The sequence below is a fragment of the Chromobacterium haemolyticum DSM 19808 genome, assembly GCF_000711885.1.
Lineage (GTDB): Bacteria > Pseudomonadota > Gammaproteobacteria > Burkholderiales > Chromobacteriaceae > Chromobacterium > Chromobacterium haemolyticum.
This window is the reverse complement of the sequence record NZ_JONK01000001.1, coordinates 276,758-293,322: the sequence shown is the minus strand read 5'-3', so window position 1 is coordinate 293,322 and position 16,565 is coordinate 276,758. Positions and strand designations below refer to the sequence as shown.

Annotated in this window: 12 protein-coding genes; 6 read left to right on the top strand and 6 right to left on the bottom strand. The window is 64.5% G+C overall.

Features of this window, described 5'->3' with window-relative positions:
* Positions 1–288: 288 nt before the first annotated feature.
* Genes dhbC through BR71_RS01300 form a run of 4 tightly spaced genes read left to right on the top strand, consistent with a single transcriptional unit; the run spans position 289 to position 4,785 of the window.
* Positions 289–1,473, top strand: a complete 1,185-nt coding sequence (gene dhbC / locus BR71_RS01315) for an isochorismate synthase DhbC (protein WP_052370241.1) — start codon at positions 289–291, stop codon at positions 1,471–1,473.
* Complete coding sequence (locus BR71_RS01310; protein ID WP_043631506.1) at positions 1,470–3,116, top strand: (2,3-dihydroxybenzoyl)adenylate synthase; 1,647 nt, start codon at positions 1,470–1,472, stop codon at positions 3,114–3,116. The genes dhbC and BR71_RS01310 overlap by 4 nt, the downstream gene beginning before the upstream one ends.
* On the top strand, positions 3,113–3,994 hold the full coding sequence (locus tag BR71_RS01305) for an isochorismatase family protein (protein ID WP_043631503.1): 882 nt from the start codon (positions 3,113–3,115) through the stop codon (positions 3,992–3,994). Before BR71_RS01310 ends, BR71_RS01305 begins: the two co-directional genes overlap by 4 nt.
* Positions 3,991–4,785, top strand: coding sequence for a 2,3-dihydro-2,3-dihydroxybenzoate dehydrogenase (locus tag BR71_RS01300; RefSeq protein ID WP_043631501.1), 795 nt, complete (start codon positions 3,991–3,993; stop codon positions 4,783–4,785). The genes BR71_RS01305 and BR71_RS01300 overlap by 4 nt, the downstream gene beginning before the upstream one ends.
* Positions 4,786–5,223: 438 nt before the next feature.
* Here BR71_RS01300 and BR71_RS01295 read toward each other — a convergent pair whose 3' ends face one another.
* From BR71_RS01295 to cysD, 3 genes are all read right to left on the bottom strand, one after another.
* Positions 5,224–6,228: a BMP family lipoprotein gene (locus tag BR71_RS01295; protein ID WP_043631498.1), complete on the bottom strand. Its 1,005-nt coding sequence runs from the start codon at positions 6,226–6,228 to the stop codon at positions 5,224–5,226.
* A 449-nt stretch (positions 6,229–6,677) separates the two neighbouring features.
* The gene (gene cysN, locus BR71_RS01290) at positions 6,678–8,114 is read right to left on the bottom strand and encodes a sulfate adenylyltransferase subunit CysN (protein ID WP_043631495.1); all 1,437 of its coding nucleotides are present in this window, start codon (positions 8,112–8,114) and stop codon (positions 6,678–6,680) included.
* Positions 8,114–9,040: a sulfate adenylyltransferase subunit CysD gene (gene cysD, locus BR71_RS01285; protein ID WP_019102169.1), complete on the bottom strand. Its 927-nt coding sequence runs from the start codon at positions 9,038–9,040 to the stop codon at positions 8,114–8,116. The genes cysN and cysD overlap by 1 nt, the downstream gene beginning before the upstream one ends.
* A 208-nt stretch (positions 9,041–9,248) precedes the next feature.
* Between cysD and BR71_RS01280 the strand changes: the two genes are divergently transcribed.
* Positions 9,249–11,405 carry an HDOD domain-containing protein gene (locus BR71_RS01280; protein ID WP_052370240.1) on the top strand — a complete coding sequence of 719 codons (2,157 nt, stop codon included), beginning with the start codon at positions 9,249–9,251 and terminating at the stop codon, positions 11,403–11,405.
* 98 nt (positions 11,406–11,503) lie between these two features.
* Here BR71_RS01280 and BR71_RS01275 read toward each other — a convergent pair whose 3' ends face one another.
* The 3 genes from BR71_RS01275 to BR71_RS01265 all read right to left on the bottom strand — a co-directional run bounded on the left by BR71_RS01275 (position 11,504) and on the right by BR71_RS01265 (position 14,655).
* The gene (locus tag BR71_RS01275) at positions 11,504–12,862 is read right to left on the bottom strand and encodes an aspartate aminotransferase family protein (protein ID WP_043631492.1); all 1,359 of its coding nucleotides are present in this window, start codon (positions 12,860–12,862) and stop codon (positions 11,504–11,506) included.
* A gap of 152 nt (positions 12,863–13,014) precedes the next feature.
* Entirely contained in the window at positions 13,015–13,227 is a 213-nt protein-coding gene (locus tag BR71_RS01270; protein WP_019100111.1) for a sigma factor-like helix-turn-helix DNA-binding protein, read from the bottom strand.
* A 189-nt stretch (positions 13,228–13,416) separates the two neighbouring features.
* On the bottom strand, positions 13,417–14,655 hold the full coding sequence (locus BR71_RS01265) for a TIGR03862 family flavoprotein (protein WP_043631489.1): 1,239 nt from the start codon (positions 14,653–14,655) through the stop codon (positions 13,417–13,419).
* A 240-nt stretch (positions 14,656–14,895) separates the two neighbouring features.
* On the opposite strand from BR71_RS01265, the gene BR71_RS01260 reads away from it, so the two are divergent.
* Positions 14,896–16,524: a methyl-accepting chemotaxis protein gene (locus BR71_RS01260; protein ID WP_043631486.1), complete on the top strand. Its 1,629-nt coding sequence runs from the start codon at positions 14,896–14,898 to the stop codon at positions 16,522–16,524.
* Positions 16,525–16,565: the final 41 nt, after the last annotated feature.

Sequence of the window (16,565 nt, the reverse complement as noted above, 5' to 3'; positions counted from 1 at the left end):
TCCAATCGCCCGGCATGTGACCCCGCCTTTCGCCTTCGCATTGCCTGACTTCATGCGCCCCTTTGCATCCCCGCCGCCCCCGCGCAGCAACAGAAAAAGGCGCAAACATTAACGAAGACGCCCAAAACCTAGCCTCTACCCCTGCGAAGTTCTAGAGCAAAAATGTGAAATCAATATCATCTGTGCGTAATATCACCGTATTGCAATAGATAACGATTATCATTTATATTCGCCATCGACGCTCAAAACGAGCCATCCCCCACCTACCCAGTGGACTCAGGAACAGCGATGAACCAAACCTCACTCGATCCAGCCTATAGCGGCAAACACAATCTGTTGGCCGCCTACCAGGCCGATTCCGCCTTCTTCTTCGCCTCGCCATGCCACACTCTCCTGGCTGAAGGCATCCAGCAAGTGATCACCGAAACCGACCCCAGCGCCGCCATTGCCGCCGCGCTGGCCTCCCAGCCGGACCCGGCTCAGGCCGTAGTGGTAGGCGCCATTCCCTTCATGCCGGAACAACAACCCTGGTTGTTCGTGCCGCGGCGCGTGCGCCGCGCCGACGCGCTGAAACAGGAACAACGCAGCGCTCTGCGCCAACCTTTGCAGGCCGATTGCCAATTGACCCCGCAGCCGGCGCCAGCCGCTTACTGCCAAGGCGTCAGCGACGCGCTGGACCGCATCGGCAGCGGCGCGCTGGATAAGGTGGTGCTGTCGCGCACCTTAGAGCTTTCCGCCCAACAAGCCATAGATCAGCGTCAATTGCTGCTCAATCTGGCCAGCCAGAACCAGCACGGCTACACCTTCGCGGTGCAGCTGAGCGCGGACGACGCGCCGCGCCGGGCGCTGATGGGCGCCAGCCCTGAGCTGCTGCTGGCGCGCTACGGCCGGCAAGTGATCACCAATCCGCTGGCCGGCTCCGCCGCGCGCAGTCCGGACCCGACTGAAGACCGCCGCCGCGCCGACGCCCTGCTGGAATCCGGCAAGGACTTGTACGAACACAAGCTGGTGATCGACGCCGTGGTCGAGGCCTTGGCGCCGTATTGCCGCAATCTGCAAGTGCCGGCCGGCCCGTCCCTGGTGTCTACCGCCACCATGTGGCACCTGTCCACCCGCATCAGCGGCGAACTGATCGACCCGACCGTGGGCTCCTTCGAGTTGGCCCGCGCGCTGCACCCCACCCCGGCGGTATGCGGCTTCCCGGCGGACCCGGCCCGCAAGCTGATCCGCGAGATCGAACCCTTCGACCGCGGCTTCTTCACCGGCATGGTGGGCTGGTGCGACGGCAACGGCGACGGCGAATGGGCGGTCACCATCCGCTGCGCCGAAATCGCAGAGCGCACGCTGCGTCTGTTCGCCGGCGCCGGCATCGTCACCGGCTCGCTGCCGGAAAGCGAACTGGCTGAAACCGCGGCCAAGTTCCGCACCATGCTGCGCGCGATGGGCCTGGCAGACTTGGCGGAGGCGGCATGAGCGAGCAACAACTGGACTGGACCCCTTGGCCGGAAGACTTTGCCCGCCGCTACCGCGAGGCCGGCTATTGGCAGGGCCAGACCCTGTTTTCCATGCTGGCGGCCCAGGCCGAGCAACAGCCGGAAAAACTGGCCCTGGTGGCCGGCAAGCAGCGGCTGAACTACCGCGAACTCAAGCTCTACGCCGAACGCCTGGCCGCCGGCCTGTACGCCCGCGGCCTGCGCCCCGGCCAGCGCGCCGTGGTGCAGCTGCCTAACTGCGCCGAGTTCTTCATCGTCGCTTTCGCGCTGTTCCGTCTCGGCATGCTGCCGGTGTTCGCGCTGCCGGCGCATCGCCGCGCCGAAGTATCTTACTTCTGCCAGCACACCGACGCCGCGGTCTACATTTGCGCCGACCAGCACGGCGGCTTCGACTACCGCACTCTGGCGGCCGAGCTGCTGCCGCTGGCGCCCTCGCTGCAACACGTGATCGTGGCCGGCGACGCCGGCGACTACACCCCGCTCAACAGCCTCTATCTGATGGACCAGCCGCTGCCCGCGGAGCCGGATGCCAGCGGCCTGGCCTTCTTCCAGCTTTCCGGCGGCAGCACCGGCGTGCCCAAGTTGATTCCGCGCACTCATGACGACTATCTGTACAGCTTCGCCGCCAGCGCCGAAATCTGCGGCCTGAGCCGAGACAGCATCTATCTGTGCGTGCTGCCGGCCGGCCACAACTTCCCGATGAGTTCGCCCGGCAGCTTCGGCGTGTTCCACGCCGGGGGCACCGTGGTACTGGCCTCCGGCCCCAGCGTCGACGAATCCTTCGAGCTGATTGAGGCCGAGTCCGTCACTATCGCCGCGTTGGTGCCTCCACTGGTGCCGCTGTGGCTGGACGCCGCCGCCAAGCAGCCCGGCAAGCTGGCCAGCCTGCGCCTGCTGCAGGTGGGCGGCGCCAAGTTCGGCCCCGAGCTCGCCGCCCGCGTCGAGCCCGCGCTGGGCTGCAAACTGCAGCAGGTGTTCGGCATGGCGGAAGGCCTGGTCAACTACACCCGGCTCGACGACGGCCCGGAACGGGTGCTACACACCCAGGGCAGGCCAATCAGCGCAGACGACGAAGTGCGCATCGTCGATGACGAGGACCAGCCGGTGGCGCCGGGCGAAGTCGGCCATCTGCTGACGCGCGGCCCCTATACCATCCGCGGCTACTGGCGCGCAGCAGACCACAATCAGCGCGCTTTCACCGCAGACGGTTTCTACCGCACCGGCGACCTGGTGAGCATGAACGCCGACGGCTATCTGACGGTGGAAGGCCGCGCCAAGGATCAGATCAACCGCGGCGGCGAAAAGATATCGGCCGAGGAAGTGGAAAACCACCTATTGGCCCACCCGCTGGTGCGCGACGTCGCCATCGTGGCGATGAGCGACCCCTATCTGGGCGAGCGTTCCTGCGCCTTCATCATCCCGCGCGAGCAACAGGCGATCCGCCTGCCCCAAGTGGCGGCTTTCCTGCGCGAGCGCGGCCTCGCCGCCTACAAGATTCCGGACCGGCTGGAACTGGTCGACACCCTGCCGCAAACCAGCGTCGGCAAAGTCAGCAAGAAAACCCTGCGCCAGATGTTGGAACAGAAACTGGCCGCACAGCCCACCCAAAGGTCACAAGCATGAGCATTCCCCGCATCGCCCCCTACGCCATCCCGTCCCAACTGCCGGAAAACCGCGTCAACTGGACGGTGGCGCCGCAGCGCGCCGCGCTGCTGATCCACGACATGCAGGAATACTTCCTGGATTTCTATGATCGAGACGCCGAGCCTGTGGCCACCGCGCTGCGCAATATCGCCGCCATCCGCGCGCGCTGCCGCGAGCTCAACATCCCCGTGTTCTACACCGCCCAGCCGGCGGAACAGGCCGACAGCGACCGCGGCCTGCTCAACGATATGTGGGGCCCCGGCCTGCCGGCGCGCCCGGAACGCCACCCCATCGTGGCCAGCCTGAGCCCGGCCGCCGACGACACCGTGCTGACCAAGTGGCGCTACAGCGCCTTCCAGCGCTCGCCCTTCCTCAACCTGCTGCGCCAACAAGGACGCGATCAGCTGATCATATGCGGCATCTACGCCCACATCGGCTGCATGAGCACCGCGCTGGACGCCTTCATGTACGACATCCAGCCCTTCTTCGTCGCCGATGGCCTGGCCGACTTCTCCGCCGAACGCCACGCGATGGCGCTGGAATACGTCGCCCAGCGCTGCGGCGTGACCCTGGATAGCCAGCGCCTGCTGAATCAACTGGCCGCTCCGGCCAGCGCCGCGCCCAGCGCTGAAGCGCTGCGCGTCGCCATCGCCGAGCTGTTGCAACAGCCGGCCAGCGACATCGGCCTGGACGACAATCTGCTGGACTGGGGTCTGGACTCCATCCGCCTGATGAGTTTGCTGGAACAGTGGCGCGCGCTGGGCGCGGAAATCGACTTCATCGAGCTGGCGCAACAACCCAGCGTCAACGCCTGGCAGGCACTGCTGGCGCGCCAGCTGGACAGGGTGGCCGCATGAGCGCCAGCTATCCGGAATTCCACGGCCGGCTGGCCGTGGTCAGCGGCGCGGCCCAGGGCATAGGCGCGGCGCTGGCGCGCTCGCTGGCGGACCAGGGCTGCCGCGTGGCGGCCCTGGACCTGCGCGCTGACGGCCTGCAGCAGCTGGCGCTGCACGCGCCGGCTCACGCCGACGGCCGCATCATTCCGCTGCCGCTGGACATCCGCGACGGCGCGGCGGTGGAACAGGCGGTGGCGCGCATCGAGGACGAGATCGGCGCCATCGACATGCTGGCCAATGTCGCCGGCGTGCTGCGCCTGGGCACGGTGGAGCAACTCAGCGACGAGGACTGGCTGCAGAGCTTCGCCGTCAACACCCACGGCGTGTTCTTCCTCAGCCGCGCGGTGGCGCGGCGCATGCAGGCGCGCCGCCAGGGCGGCATCGTCACCGTCGGCTCCAACGCCGCCGAAGTGCCGCGCACCCAGATGGCGGCCTACGCCGCGTCCAAGGCCGCCACCACCCAGTTCAGCAAGTGCCTGGGCCTGGAGCTGGCCGAGTTCGGCGTGCGCTGCAACATCGTGTCGCCCGGCTCCACCGACACCGCGATGCAGCGCCAGCTGTGGAGCGACGACGCCATCCCGCCGGCCATCCTGCAAGGCTCGCTGGAGCAGTACCGTACCGGCATCCCGCTGCGCCGCATCGCCACGCCGCAGGATGTGGCCAATGCCGCGCTGTTCCTGCTGTCGGATCAGGCGCGCCACATCACGCTGCATAATCTGTATGTGGACGGCGGCGCGACGCTGGGGATCTGAGGGACGGTCTACGATCTTTCCGAGTGGGACCATTGCCTCAAAACATTGAGTCCGCTACGCGGATAATGATTTAGGGCCGGTTCCGCCGTGACCGAGCGAGGCAAGCGCAGCGTCGCGAGGGAATAAAACGGAAAGGGAGATTTGCGCGGCCAAATCTCCCTGTCACTGAGCGAATCAAAGATTCGCACGTAGTCCCCTAAAGGCCGCCCTGCAAGCCTGGCCTACGGCTTCCCGCCGGGTCCCGTCAGCAGGCTTGAAGGGACCTGGGGCGCATCGGATACGTGATTTCCTATTTAGCCAACAAAGCCTCAACGCACTGGGAAAATCATGAACAGGTTCTTACGTGCCTATTCACGATCCACAAAGAAAAACGGGCAAGACCAAATGGTCTTGCCCGTTTTCACGTCGCCGCGCCAAGCCCGGCGCGATCCCGACGGATCAGTTCACCGGGCAGCGATTGGCGGCGCGGTAATCCACCACCTTGATCTTGCCGCTGACGATGTCCTTGCGCGCCTGCAGAATCTTCTTCTCCATCTCAGGCGTGATCAGCGAACGGTTGTGCTGGTCCAGCGCCCAGTCCACACCGTTTTCCTTCAAGCCCATCAGCTTGACGTCCGGCTTCCACGCGCCGTTCTTGGCGTCGCGCATGGTTTCGTACACCGCATTGTCCACGCGCTTGACCATGGAGGTCAGCACCACGCCCGGCTGCAGATAGTTCTGGTTGCTGTCCACGCCGATGTAGAACTTCTTGGCGCCCTTGGCCGCCTGGATCACGCCCATATTGGACAGCGCCGCCGCGGCGAACACCACGTCCACACCGCGATCGAATTGGCTCTTGGCCAGTTCGCCGCCGCGCGCCGGGTCGTTGAAGGCGGCATGGGTGGTGCCGATCATGTTCTGCATCACCACCGCCTTGGGATTGGCGTACTTGGCTCCCTGGGCGTAGCCGCAGCCGAAGGCGCGGATCAGCGGCACATCCATGCCGCCCAGATAGCCCACCTTGCCGCTCTTGGATTTGAGCGCGGCGGCCATGCCCACCAGGAAGGAGCCTTCCTGCTCCTTGAAGGCGATGCTCTGCACATTCGGGCCCTTGGCCACCGAATCCACCAGGGTGAACTTCACCTTGGGGAATTCCTTGGCCACGGTCTCGATGGATTGGGTGTAGGCGAAGCCCACCGCCACCACCAGATCAGCGCCCTTGCGCGCCATATTGCGCAGCATCTGCTCTTTCTGAGCATCGTTGCTGACCTGGCCTTCGCGGTAGTTGATGTGGAATTCTTTCTTGAAACGTTCGGCGCCGTTGAATGCCGCTTCATTGAAGCTCTTGTCGAACTTGCCGGCCTGATCGTAGATCACGGCGACAGTGAAATCCTTGGCTGCAACCGGGCCTGCCAGCAAGATGGCAGCGGTTGCGCCTGCGATGTGTTTCAGCGCAAACGTCATGTTTTATCTTTTCTATGTGGATTACAGTCGATGCGACAGCGCCGCGGGCGGCGTTGCCGGCGCTTCAAGCGAAAGACGGAGGGGGAAACCGAGTGGACCGCGGCTGCCTAAGCAGACGGGACGAAACAGAACCACGCCGCTGCGAAAACCACAGCGGATACAACGCGCCAATTGAAGCTGCCGGATTGTAGGCAGACCGCCGCCGGCTGTAAACCGGCGTGGCCGATTCCTGCAACAACAGGTCGAAAAACGGACAGCCCGCCATAAGTACCTGTTTACGATCTACTCGCTTCGTGAGGCGTTGCACGGCGAGAACGGCCTCGAAATGCTCATGCACCACGCCCACATTCCGCTTTCTCAGCCGCTTTCGCCTTGCCTCGCTCTTGCCCGCGAAACGTTCAACAGTCTCTAACCAGGACGGCGGGCCATCGACAACCCGCAACGCCCGCTCAGCGCGGGAACAGCTGGCCGATGTCCTTGGCCTCCCAGTGCGGGAAGTATTTGCGCACCAGCGCGTTCAACTCCAGCTCAAAGGCGCGCAGCCGCTGCAATTCGTCCTGCGGCGCGGCAACCTGCTCTGTCCTGGCCTCCGCAATCATGCCGGCGCCGGCGGTGGCGTTGCTCAACCGGTCTATCACGATGAAGCTGCCGGTGCCGCGACAGGCGGCGTAGGCGTCTATCACCGCCGGCGCGTTCAAGCTGATGCGGCATAGCGCAATCTCGTTCAGATGCAACGCCTCCGCAGGCTTCCTCTCCAGGGTGTTGACGTCCACCTGGTGCAGGATGGCCTCCACACGGCCCGTGACAAACTTGCCGGCCAGCTTGAAGCCGTACTCCTTTCCGGCGCGCAGCGGCGCATCCTGCATCCACACCAGATGAGCGTCCAGGCTTCCGGTCACCGCCGGAGGCGCTTGATCTGCGCGCACGATCATGTCGCCGCGCGACACATCGATCTCGTCCTCAAGCGTCAGCGTGATCGCCTCGCCGGCGCCGGCCGCGGCCAGTTCGCCTTCATAGGCCACCAGCGCCTTGACCTTGCTGCGGCGGCCGGAAGGCAGCGCCACGACTTCGTCGCCGGGACGGATTTCGCCGGCGGCGATCGTGCCGCAGAAGCCGCGGAAGTCCAGATTGGGACGGTTCACGTACTGCACCGGCAGGCGAAAGGCTTCCAGCGCCACGTCGCTGCTCACTTCCACCGTTTCCAGCAGCTGCATGAGCGTCGGCCCCTGATACCAGGGGGCGCCCTCTCCACGGCCAACCACATTGTCGCCGCGCAGCGCGGAAATCGGCACGAAGCGGATGTCCGGGATCTCCAGGCCCTCGGCGAAGGCCAGGTACTCGTCGCGAATACGCTCGAACACCGCCGGGTCGTAATCCACCAGGTCCATCTTGTTCACCGCCACAATCACATGACGAATGCCCAACAGGCTGACGATGAAGCTGTGGCGGCGGGTCTGAGTCTGCACCCCGCGCCTGGCGTCGATCAAGATGATGGCCAGATTGCTGGTGGACGCGCCGGTGGCCATATTGCGGGTGTACTGCTCGTGGCCCGGGCAGTCGGCAATGATGAATTTGCGCTTGTCGGTGCTGAAATAGCGATAAGCCACGTCGATGGTAATGCCCTGCTCCCGCTCCGCTTGCAAGCCATCCACCAGCAAGGCCAGGTCTATCTCCTGGTCGGTGGTGTTGTACTTCTTGGAGTCTCGCTCTATCGCCGCCAGTTGATCCTCGAAAATCAGTTTGGAATCATGCAGCAGCCGGCCGATCAGGGTCGATTTGCCGTCGTCGACATTACCGCAGGTGATGAAGCGCAGCAGGTCCTTGTTTTCGTGCTGGCGCAGGTATTCCAGAATATCGCCGGCGATCAGATCGGATTGGTGGGTCATCAGAAATATCCTTCCATCTTTTTCTTTTCCATCGAGCCGGCGCTGTCGTGGTCTATCACCCGGCCCTGGCGTTCGGAGGTGCGGGTCAGCAGCATCTCCTGGATGATGTCGGGCAACGTGGCCGCCTGGGACTCCACCGCGCCGGTCAGCGGATAACAGCCCAGGGTGCGGAAGCGAACCTGTCTGGTTTCGATGCCGGCCTTCTCTTCCGGGCTCAGATATTCCAGTATCCGCTCATCGTCTATCATGATCAGCGTGCCGTCGCGCTCGATCACCGGCCGTTCGGCGGCGAAGTACAGCGGCACGATCTCGATATTTTCCAGGAAGATGTATTGCCAGATGTCCAGCTCGGTCCAGTTGGACAGCGGAAACACCCGTATGCTCTCGCCCTTGTCTATCTTGCTGTTGTAGATGTTCCAAAGCTCCGGACGCTGGTTCTTCGGGTCCCAGCGGTGATTGCGGTCGCGGAAGGAGTAGACCCGCTCTTTAGCGCGGCTCTTTTCCTCGTCGCGGCGCGCGCCGCCGAAAGCCGCGTCGAAGCCGTATTTGTTCAAGGCCTGCTTCAGGCCCTCGGTCTTCATCACGTCGGTGTGCTTGGCGCTGCCCGCGGTGAACGGGTTGATGCCGGCGTCCACGCCATCCTGGTTGACGTGGACGATCAAGTCCCAGCCGTACTCGCGCGCCTGCTTGTCGCGCAGCGCGATCATTTCCTTGAACTTCCAGGTGGTGTCCACGTGCATCAAGGGGAACGGCGGCTTGCCCGGCGCAAAAGCCTTCTTCGCCAGATGCAGCATCACCGCCGAATCCTTGCCTATCGAATACAGCATCACCGGGTTTTCGAATTCCGCGGCCACTTCGCGAATGATGTGAATCGACTCCGCTTCCAACTGCTTGAGGTGAGTCAGCCTCTGATGACCGATGTCCATGCTTCCTGCCCATCCTGTAGATGCGTTCAAATCTACCGAAAGCCCATCGGCGCATCAAAACCGATTGGATATATCAATATGCTCTTAGCAAATCAACAATTAGTCCAAAGGGCAATAAGAATGCCCAAGCAAACGCAGTGGAATCTTCGGCTCGCGCCCCAATAACTGTCTACATTAGTACAAACACGCAAGCCGCATGGAGACAGCGATGAGCGCCGCCGCAGAGCCGGAATACCAAATCGTCGCCACGCTGAACTGCCCGGATGGCTTGTCGGTGCTACTGGCCAACCACGACGGCGAGGCGCTGGCGTTGATGGAGTCCAAGTCGGAGTTGCCCGACACGCCGCCGCGCCCGGCCTTCCGCCACCCCTTGCTGCAAGCCTGGCAGGGACAAGTCCGCCTCGACGGCAAACACTACGCCGTCTACCGACAGGACACGCTACAGCCCTTGCGCCTGAAAACGCTGCAGGCGCTGCCGCTGGCCGAACGCATCGGCCTGGCGTGCGACATCCTGGAACCGCTGATCCACCTGCACGCCAGCGGGAAATGCCTGGGGCGGCTCTACCCCGAAACGGTGTTGGCCGACATCCATCAACGCGTCGCGCTGCTAGGCGAGCACGCTTGCCAGACGTTGAGCCCGGAACGCTTGCGTCAGGAACTGCTGCAGGCCGAGCAATTACTGCGCTGGCTAATCAGCGCCGGCGCGCCGGAACGAGAGTGCGACCCGGAATTGGAGCAATGGCTGGCCGCGCTGCGCGACCCGGCGGCCGACGCCGGCGCCTGCCGCCGCGCGCTGGCCGGCCTGCAAGACTGGCTGGCCCGCCATCAGCGCTTTAATCGCCAGGAAGGCGGCCGCGCCGCGCTGGACCACCTGCTGCAACGCATGCGCCACTCGCCGGACTTCCCGGCGCTGTCGCAGGCGATCGCCGCCATCAACAAGAGCAACAACGCCGACAGCGAGCGGCTGCAAGCGCTGTCCAGTGCCATCCTCAAGGATGTATCGCTGACCAATAAACTGCTGAAGGTGGTGAATTCCGCCAATTTCAGCCAGTACGGCGGCGCGGTCAGCACCATTTCCCGCGCCATCGTGATCCTCGGCTTCGACACCATACGCAATCTGGCGCTCAGCCTGCTGCTGTTCGAACACCTGCACAACCGCGCCCATGCCGACGAGATCCGCGACGTGGCGATCAAAACCCTGTTCACCGGCCTGCTGGCGCGCTCGCTGGCGTCGGCCTGCGGCGTGCGCGAGGCGGAAGAGGCCTTGATTTGCGGCATGCTGCAAAACTTGGGCGAACTGCTGTGCGTCAATTATTTCCGTGACGAATACCGGCAAATCCAAATGCTGATCGACGCCGGCGCCGGCGTCGACCAAGCCGCGCACCAGACGCTGGGCGCCCATTACGCCGACCTGGGCGCCGCCACCGCCGCGCTGTGGCGCTTCCCGGAACGGATTCTGACCGGCATGGAGCCGATGCCGGCCGGCGCGGTGCGTCAGCCGCAAACCAGCGAGATGCGGATGAAGGCCTTAAGTTCGCTGTGCCGCGAACTGGTTTGCCAGCTGACTCAGAGCGGCATTGATCAAGCCGAGGCCAGCCGCAAGCTGCTGCAACGCTACAGCCGGGCGCTGGCGCTGGAGTGGGCGCCCCTGGAGCAGCAGCTGGCGCAGGCGCAGACCCTGCTATCCGCCTATCTGGTGGAGCTGGGGCCGGAGGCCGGCCAAGGGCCGCGTTCACAGGCCTTGCGCCAGGCCAGACTCAACAAGAGCGCGCCGCCGCCCGCCGCCAGCGCGCCTCCGCCAACGGCGCCGGACCCCACCCGGCTGCAAGCCACCGCCGGCTCCGCCGGCCGGATCGCCGTGCTGTCCGCTGGCGTTCAGGACATCACCAACACCCTGCTGGGCGATTACAAACTCAATGACCTGCTGCGCATCATTCTGGAAACCATGTACCGCGGCCTGGGCTTCGACCACGCGCTGATCTGCGCGCGCAGCGGGACCGACCTGCCGCTGCAAGCCCGCTTCGGTTTCGGCGAAAAGGTGGAATTGCTGCTGCCGGCGCTACGGGCCGACATCGATAGCGGCGACAGCCTGTTCCGCAAGGCGCTGGAGCGCAACGCCGACATGCTGATAGACGACATCGACGCGCCGGCCATCGCCCAGCACATCCCGGCCTGGTATCGCCAAATGAGCGTGGCCCACACCTTCGTCTTGCTGCCGCTGTCCTTGGACAAACGCAAGCTGGGCATACTCTACGGCGACCGCCGCCAAGCGGGATCGTTGGCCATCGCGCCGGAGCAACTCAGCCTGCTGAAAACCTTGCGCAATCAGGCCTTGCTGGCTATTCGCCAGCAAGCCGCGCGCTAAGAACCTGTTTACGATCTCCTTCGCGTCAGCGGGATTTTAGACAGGCGCGCTCAAAAGCGCGCCTTGCCGCTGCGTCTCCGCGAGGTGTTCCAGCGACTCTAAACCACCTCGCCGGCAAAACCGTCCAAGGCCTCCAGCAGGCGATCAACGTCGGCAAATTCGGTGTCCGGACATAGCAACAACATATTGTGGAAAGGGGTGATCAGGAAACCGCGGTTGAGCAGGTAAAGATGAATCACCCGCTCCAGCGCCTCATCCTGCATCGCGCCCGCCTCGCCGCCGTTGCGCGGCGGGCGCGGGGAAAACTGGAACTCGCAGCGCGCGCCGACGCGGCTCACACACCACGGCAGCCGCCAGCGCTCTATCCAGTCCTGCAAACCGTCCGCCAGATGCTGCGCCAACGCGAACATCCGCTGGTAGGCGGCATCGCTCATCACCTCGGCCAAATTGGCGCGCATCGCCGCCGCGGCCAGCATATTGCCGCTCAGCGTGGTGCCGATGCCGGAATGACCGGGCGCGGCGGAGCGCTTTGCGCGCTGCGCCCGCTCCGCCAGTTCCTCGCTGAACCCATAGACCGCGCACGGCAGCCCGCCCCCCAGCGGCTTGCCCAGCACCAGCGCGTCCGGCTTCAAGCCGTAAGCCGCGCCGTAACCGCCCGGCCCGCTGCTGATGGTATGGGTTTCATCCAGTAGCAGATAACTGCCGTAGCGGCGGATCAAATCCTGCGCCGCGCTCCAGAAGCCAGGCTCCGGCAACACCATGCCGATATTGGTCATCACCGGCTCGGCCAGCACGCAGGCCACCCGCTCATCGCTCAGAGCCCGATCCAACGCCTCCAGGTCGTTGAACTCCACTACTCGGGTATACGCGGCCGGATCATGCGTCTGCCCCAGCAAACTGGCTCGCCGCCTTGGCCGGCCATCGATCAGATCGACGAAGGCGTCGTCCACCGTGCCGTGGTAACAGCCGTTGAACACGATGATCCGGTCCCGGCCGCTGGCGGCGCGCAGCCAGCGCAGCGCGAAGCGATTGGCATCACTGGCGCTGAGGGCGAATTGCCAGTGCGACAGACCGAAGCGTCGCGCCAGTTCCTCCGCCACCCACACCGCATCCGGCGACGGCAGCATCGCGGTCAAACCGCGCGCGGCCTGATCGGCGATGGCGCGCGCCACCGGCTCCGGCGAATGGCCGAACATCGCGCCGGTGTCGCCCAGACAAAAATCCAGATATTCATGGCCGTCCACGTCGCGCAGCCGCGCGCCCCGAGCCTCTTCCACATAGAGATTGAACGGGGTGGACCAATCCGCCATCCAATGCAATGGCGCGCCGAACAGCAAATGCTCGCCGCCGGCGGCGGACAGCTGCCGCGAGCGCGGACGCCGCTCGGAAAACATCGCCAGCTCCTGCCGGTGCAGGGCCTGAGCCTTGTCGAAATCGACGCCGTGACGCAAAGCCATGAAGCTCTCCTTAGGAGGGGAAGACTGCGCGTCAGTATATCCAGATGTGGTGAACGGAGGCAGCGTCGCCAACGCCTCCCGGCACAAGGAACAGCCCGAACGCAACGAAGCCCGGCCAAGACCGGGCTTCGTTGCCGCCGTGACGGCGAGCTTTACAAGGGCAGATGGCCCGCCAGCGAGTTGATTTTTTGCAGCGCGCGGCGGAATCGGCTGTGCGCGCGGGACACGGTGGATTCGCTGATGTCCATTTGCTGGGCCGCGAAGTAACCGGTCATGCCCTCCACCTCCATCAGCCACACCGCTTCGCGTGAGCGTTTTTTCAGGCCGATCAGATCGGCCACCTGGTTGAAATCGTCAAGCTTCATCGCGCTGTTCTCCTCAGGCGTTCGCCTTCGCATCATGACAATCCATGCAGTGGGCGGCTTTCTCGACAACGACGTGGCCGCGCGTTCCGCGCGACACTACCAGTATAGAGGCTTGCAAAAAAAATGCAGGCAACGCTCCGTAGAAACACGCAGTCGCCGCCTATTGCGCTGGCGTGGACGCAACAGGCCTCAGCCCTGCCTCATCCAGCGCAGCACGCCGCCCGCGGCGGCGCGTCCGGTGGAAAAGCAGGCGGTCAGCAAATAACCGCCGGTGGGTGCTTCCCAGTCCAGCATCTCGCCGGCGCAGAACACGCCCGGCATCGCCTGCAACATCAGGTTCTCGTCCAACGCGCCGAAAGTCACGCCGCCCGCGGTGCTGATCGCCTCATCCAGCGGCCTCGGCGCCAACAGGCGCAGCGGCAGCGCCTTGATGCCCTCGGCCAGCTTGGCCGGGTCGTTGAAAACCTCCTTGTCCAGGCATTCGCGCAACAAGCCCATGCGCACGCCCTTCAGGCCCAGCCGGCTTTGCAAATGGCTGGACATCGAGCGCGAGCCGCGCGGCCGCGCCACTTCGCCCAGGATGCGCTGCAAGCTCCAATCCGGCATCAGGTCCAGATAGCACAAGGCCGCGCCGCTGCGCGCGATTTCATCGCGGATGGCGCCGGAGCAAGCGTAGATCAGATTGCCTTCCACGCCGCCGGCGGTGACGACGAATTCGCCGCGGCGGCTGAACGGGTGGCCAACGGCCGGATGGAACTGCAAGGTCACCGACTTCAACGGCGCGCCGGCGAATTTGTCGGCGAAATACTCGCTCCAGCCGGCGTCGAAACCGCAATTGGACGGCTGTAGCTTGGACACCTCCACGCCACGCTCGCGCAGCATCGCCGCCCAGCTTCCGTCCGACCCCAGCTTACGCCAGCTTCCGCCGCCCATGGCCAACACCACGGCGTCGGCTTCGGCCAAGCACTCGCCATCCGGCGCCGACAGCCGCAGGCGGCCGCGCTCGTCCCAGCCCAGAAAACGGTGACGCACATGGAAACTCACCCCCGCCTCGCGCAAACGCGTCAGCCAGGAACGCAGCAGCGGCGCCGCCTTCATCTCCTTAGGAAACACCTTTCCGGAACTGCCGATGAAGGTTTCTATCCCCAAGCCGTGCACCCAGGCCCGCACATGTTCGCCGTTGAATACGTCCAGCATCGGCCGCAACTCGGCGCTGCGCGCGCCGTAGCGCTGCACAAAGCTGGCGTGGGGTTCGGAATGGGTGATGTTCATGCCGCCCACGCCAGCCAGCAGGAATTTGCGGCCGACCGACGGCATCGCGTCGTAGACATCGACCCGCACGCCCGCCGCCGCCAGTTGCTCGGCGGCGGCCAGGCCGGCCGGTCCGCCGCCGATGATGGCTACGCGGCGTCCGCTTGTGTCACCCATATACTGCGCTCCTTGAAATCCATGGTGATGAAGATGCCCAACTGCGGCGAGGGCGGGATTTTCACAGAAAACCGCCTCAAACCCAAGCCTAATCGTTTTAACTATAAGTTTGATTTAAACCAACATTCCTACGTCATCAAATCACTACCATCGCGCTGCGACCCATTTCAATAAACCTATAGCGGCAATCGCGCGATTCTACAAACACACCAGGAGAACGGACCCGCCGTCCGCACACGCATGCGCAAATTTTCCGATTGGCCGATCTGGCTGAAACTGACCATGGCGGTATGGTGCTGCCTGGTCCTGGCCTGGAGCGGGCTGATTGCCTGGGAAACCAGCGTCAGCCGCGACATCGCGGTGGAGCAGGCGCAGGACCTGGCCCACAGCATGAACGAAATGACCATGGCCGGACTCACCGGCATGATGATTACCGGCACCGTGGGCCAGCGCGACGTTTTTCTGGACCAAATCAAGGAACTCTCCGCGGTGCGCGACCTGCGCGTGATACGCGGCCCGGCCGTCAGCAAGCAGTTCGGCCCCGGCAACGCCGGCGACAAGAGCCTGAGCGGCGACACGGTGGAACAACAGGCCTTGCGCGACGGCAAGCCCCATATCCAGATCGAATCCACCCCGGCGCTGGGCGAGCACCTGCGCGTGGTTTACCCTGCGTTGGCGTCGCGCAACTACTTGGGCAAGAACTGCATGATGTGCCATCAGGTGGCGGACAAGACGCCGCTGGGCGTGGTCAGCATGCGCATCTCACTGGAAAAACCCTACGCCTCCGTCAGCCGTTTTCGCGATCAAAGCATTCTGTTCGCCATCCTGGCCTCGCTCCCCCTGATGGCGGTGGTGTTCCTGCTGGCTCGCCGCCTCGTCACCCGGCCCCTGCAGGCGATGTCGACCGGCCTCGCGGAGCTGGCTCAGGGCGAAGGCGATCTCACGCGGCGGCTGCCGGTGCGCAGCCGCGACGAAATCGGCGATACCGCGCAACGCTTCAACCAGATGCTGGCCGCCATCGCGGAGCTGGTGCGCCATGTAGGCGCTTCCGCCGGCGCGGTGTCGCAGTCCTCGCGCCAGTTGGCCGACGGCGCCGCCCACCTGGCGGAAAGTTCTCACAGGCAAAACCGTCAATCCCAATCCGCGGCCGACGCGGTGGAGCAACTGGCCAGCCATATCGGTGAAATCGCCGGCAAGGCGGAGGATGTCAGCGCCGAGGCCGACCAGAGCCTGCAACGCTCCGAGGACGGCCGCTCCAGCCTCAGCCAGCTTCAACGCGAAATCAGCCAGGTGGAGCAAGCGGTGCGGTTGATGGCTCAGGCGGAAACCGAACTGGCCAGCTCCACCTCCAGCATCACCAATATGACCAAGGAAGTGCGTGAAATCGCCGAACAGACCAATCTGCTGGCGCTGAACGCGGCGATTGAGGCCGCGCGCGCTGGCGAGCAAGGCCGCGGTTTCGCGGTGGTCGCCGACGAGGTGCGCAAGCTGGCGGAGAAATCGGCCCGTTCCGCCAGCGAGATCGACGCAGTGACCGGCGCGCTGAACCAGAAAACCGACGCGGTGCGCGCCGCGGTCAACGCCGGCCTGTCCTCGCTGACCGCCAGCCGCCAGTCCGCCGACAGCGTGTCCAGCGTGCTGGACGCGGCCAACCAGTCCGTAGCCGAGGTGCGCCAGGGCCTGCGCCAGATCGTCGCCGTCACCGAACAACAGCGAGCCGCCAGCCAATCCGTGACCGGCAGCATCGACGCCATCGCGGAGATGGCTCAAACCAACGACCAAGAAATCGGGCAAACCGTGAACGCCGCCGAGCAACTGGAGCAATTGGCGCAGCGGCTGACGGAATCGGTATCGCGCTTCACAGTCTGAACGGCGCCGGCGGCGGACATCCGATTTGGCCGTTGGCCGCC